This window comes from Paraburkholderia sp. CNPSo 3274 (assembly GCF_024206475.1).
Lineage (GTDB): Bacteria > Pseudomonadota > Gammaproteobacteria > Burkholderiales > Burkholderiaceae > Paraburkholderia.
In genome coordinates this window covers 1-3,202 of sequence record NZ_JAMBPR010000177.1, presented here as the reverse complement: position 1 = coordinate 3,202, position 3,202 = coordinate 1, and the positions used below count along the sequence as shown (strand labels likewise).

Below are 3,202 nucleotides of genomic sequence, written 5' to 3'. Positions count from 1 at the left end.
CACCGAAACGTGCGGTTGCATTACACGCCGACCTATACCTCCTGGCTAAATCAGGTGGAGAACTGGTTCTCGCGCATCCAGCGCGACGTGATTGCGCGAGGTATCTTCACCACGGTAAAGGATCTGGAGCGCAAGCTGATGCGCTATATCCGCGAGCACAACAAGAATCCCAAGCCGATTAAATGGAAGTATGACGATCCATCGCGGCGAATTCGACCAGTGCCATTTCAATGACGCAGTCGACTAGTGGCTTGCGTAAGCGTCGGGTGACGCTTACGACAGATCAACCGGCAAGTCATGAAAGCCAACGTCGGCGGGGAGTCGGCGTTGGCTTTCAGCTATTGGGCAACGGCATGATCGTACTGTGGCCCACAATCGACAGAAATTCGCGGCGCGTGGAGGGGTCGTCACGAAACGCGCCCAGCATACGGCTTGTCACGAGCGACGCACCGGCCTTATGCACGCCGCGTGTGCTCATGCACTGATGCGCGGCCTCGAGGATCACCGCGACGCCCTTGGGTTGCAGCACGGTGTTCAGCGCATCGGCGATTTGAACGGTCATCTTCTCCTGAATCTGCAGACGCTTGGCATAGACATCGACGAGGCGCGCAAGTTTGGAAATGCCGACCACACGATGTTCAGGCAGGTAGGCGACATGCGCGCGCCCGATGATAGGCACCATATGGTGCTCGCAATAGCTTTCGAAGCGGATGTCCTTTAGCACCACCATTTCGTCGTAGCCATCCACTTCTGAAAACGTCGTGGCGAGAATCTGCATCGGGTCGGATTCGTATCCCGCGAAGAACTCGCGATACGCGCGAGCAACGCGCGCGGGCGTTTGAATGAGGCCTTCTCTTTCCGGGTCGTCGCCCGCCCATCGGATGAGCGTGCGCACGGCTTCTTCAGCCTGATCCCGCGTGGGGCGAACCGACGCTTCCTCAGCGCCTATCCCGTTGTCTCGCTTGTTCATCAACTCTCCTGATCATTCATGCCTCGTGCAATCCGACGCACATGTGCATCTGCTGCACAGCCGTGTCGGCAATGTGAGTAAAGTGTATATAATTGCACGACGTTCGTAAATACAAACGCAAGCAAAGCTGCGCTCGACAAGGCCGCGCGCTGAGCGAGCAGGTTGCACCTACATCACAGGATCAGTACATGAAAACGCGCATTACAGAGTTACTTGGGATTCGATACCCCATCGTCCAGGGAGGCATGATGTGGGTGGGACGTGCGGAACTGGCCGCTGCCGTTTCGAACGCCGGTGCGCTCGGCACCATCACCGCGCTCACGCAGCCCACGCCGGAGGCGCTGCGCAACGAGATTGGCCGCGTCCGATCGATGACGGATCAGCCGTTCGCCGTGAACCTGACCATACTACCAACGATCAAACCGGTTCCGTACGATGAGTACATGCAAGCGATCGTGGAAAACGGCGTGAAGGTCGTCGAGACGGCGGGACGTAATCCCGAGCCGTACATGCCGGCGTTTAAGGCCGCGGGAATCAAGGTCATCCACAAATGCACTTCCGTGCGTCACGCGCTGAAAGCTGAGGCTTTGGGGTGCGACGCCGTGAGCGTGGACGGTTTCGAATGTGCCGGCCACCCAGGCGAAGACGACGTGCCCAATCTCATTCTGTTGCCGGCCGCCGCTGCGAAACTGCGCATTCCGATGCTCGCATCGGGCGGCATCGCCGACGCACGGGGGATGGTAGCGGCACTCGCGCTCGGCGCGGACGGCATCAACATGGGCACGCGATTCATGGCCACACAGGAGGCGCCGATTCATGAGAACGTCAAGCGCAGGCTGGTCGAAAACGATGAGCGCAACACGGCGTTGATTTTCCGTACGCTGAAGAACACCTCGCGCATTTTCAGGAATTCGGTCGCGGAGAAGGTGCTGGAACTCGAATACAAGGAAGGCGCGACGTTCGCGGATCTCAAGCCACTCGTGAGCGGCGAGCGCGGTAAGCGCATGTACGAGACGGGGGATACGGAAGATGGCACGTTCCCGGCTGGTCTCGCGATCGGGCTGATCGAGGATATTCCCACCTGCGCGCAACTCGTGAGCCGGATGGTTGCTGAGGCGCGCGCACTCATTCACGGCAGGCTGACCGCGTTCGCACAAGGGAACTGAGCGTCCCGTAAGGCGTTTTGAATGCGCCTGCACGCGCGCGGATATCAAACGCGCGCGTGCAGGCAGCTTGTAATCGGAATGCGAATTTAGTTGGGATGGGCGTGGGGTTGCTCGTCTAACCGCTCAAGGTGAGCGAGCAGCGAGCGGGCCGCGGCCGGCCAGAGTCTTTCCGGTACGTCGTCGTAGGCATGACGGAGCCAGTCGTCGATCGAACCGTTCGGCAGCGTCTTCACCGCTTGGGCAATCTTTGCTTCACGTGCCAGGCGGTGCGCCTTGAGGCTGCGCGCCACGAAAAACTGCACGTCGAAACGCCGAGGCAGGTCGCGGTCGGTGATCCAGTGCGCGAGCGGATAAACGCAGTCGGCGGCTAGCGTAAGGCCTCGCCGGGTGTGATGTTCCTCGATCGCTGCGCGTCGGTCGAGCGTCGCAATATCGCTGTCATCGACGAACGCGCCATCGCTTTGCCGAGCGAGCAATACGCCTAGTTCTTCAAATGTTTCGCGTATCGCCGCCACAGCCGCAACCAACTGGGCCTCGTTTTGCGTGCTGCGCCGTGATGCGCCGGCAGCGATGCCTGCGTCGGAGGAATCGATCGCTCCGCCAGGAAAGACGAAGGCGCCCGGCGCGAAACTCGCTTGAGCCGAGCGTCGCGTCATGAGCACTTCGATGGCGGGAGAACCTTCGTATTGCGCGTCGCGCAACAACAGCATCGTTGCCGCCGGGCGTGGTGAAACGGATTGTCGTTGCGGGTGGAGCAGTTGTTCTGGGCGTACCACGTCACTCCCTCTAATTCAATGGATAACCCCTTGCGCGGAGCCCTAACAGGTTGCTGAAGTACCGCTGAAACATGTCATCGCGCAGAGTTCGTGAAGCGTTGATAGATGAACCACCACTTACCCACTGGAGATCATGCGCGGCGCCGACACTTTCACCGAGAGTTTGTTTTCCGTGCGCAAGCTGGACGACTTCGTCCCCAAGTCGCATCCGTTGCGTTCGATCCGCGTAATGGCGAACGAAGCGCTGGCGAAGATGGATCGACTGTTCGCCGAGATGTACGAAGCGGACA

4 protein-coding genes and 1 pseudogene are annotated in these 3,202 nt (G+C 59.7%); 3 read left to right on the top strand and 2 right to left on the bottom strand.

The window, feature by feature from the left end; all coding sequences use genetic code 11:
- On the top strand, nucleotides 1–234 hold a 234-nt coding region (locus tag M3I54_RS43735; RefSeq protein WP_254337968.1), incomplete at its 5' end, for a transposase.
- 100 nt (nucleotides 235–334) lie between these two features.
- On the opposite strand, the gene folE is transcribed toward M3I54_RS43735, so the two are convergent.
- Nucleotides 335–970: a GTP cyclohydrolase I FolE gene (folE, locus tag M3I54_RS43730; protein ID WP_254346617.1), complete on the bottom strand. Its 636-nt coding sequence runs from the start codon at nucleotides 968–970 to the stop codon at nucleotides 335–337.
- Between the two features lie 188 nt (nucleotides 971–1,158).
- Here folE and M3I54_RS43725 point away from each other — a divergent pair, with 188 nt between their 5' ends.
- A complete protein-coding gene (locus M3I54_RS43725; RefSeq protein ID WP_254346615.1) occupies nucleotides 1,159–2,136 on the top strand; it encodes a nitronate monooxygenase family protein in 978 nt (325 codons plus the stop codon).
- Between the two features lie 86 nt (nucleotides 2,137–2,222).
- Here M3I54_RS43725 and M3I54_RS43715 read toward each other — a convergent pair whose 3' ends face one another.
- A complete protein-coding gene (locus M3I54_RS43715; RefSeq protein WP_375542328.1) occupies nucleotides 2,223–2,912 on the bottom strand; it encodes an NUDIX domain-containing protein in 690 nt (229 codons plus the stop codon).
- Between the two features lie 133 nt (nucleotides 2,913–3,045).
- Between M3I54_RS43715 and M3I54_RS43710 the strand changes: the two are divergent.
- Nucleotides 3,046–3,202 (top strand): annotated as a pseudogene (locus M3I54_RS43710) (IS5/IS1182 family transposase); the annotation flags it as partial.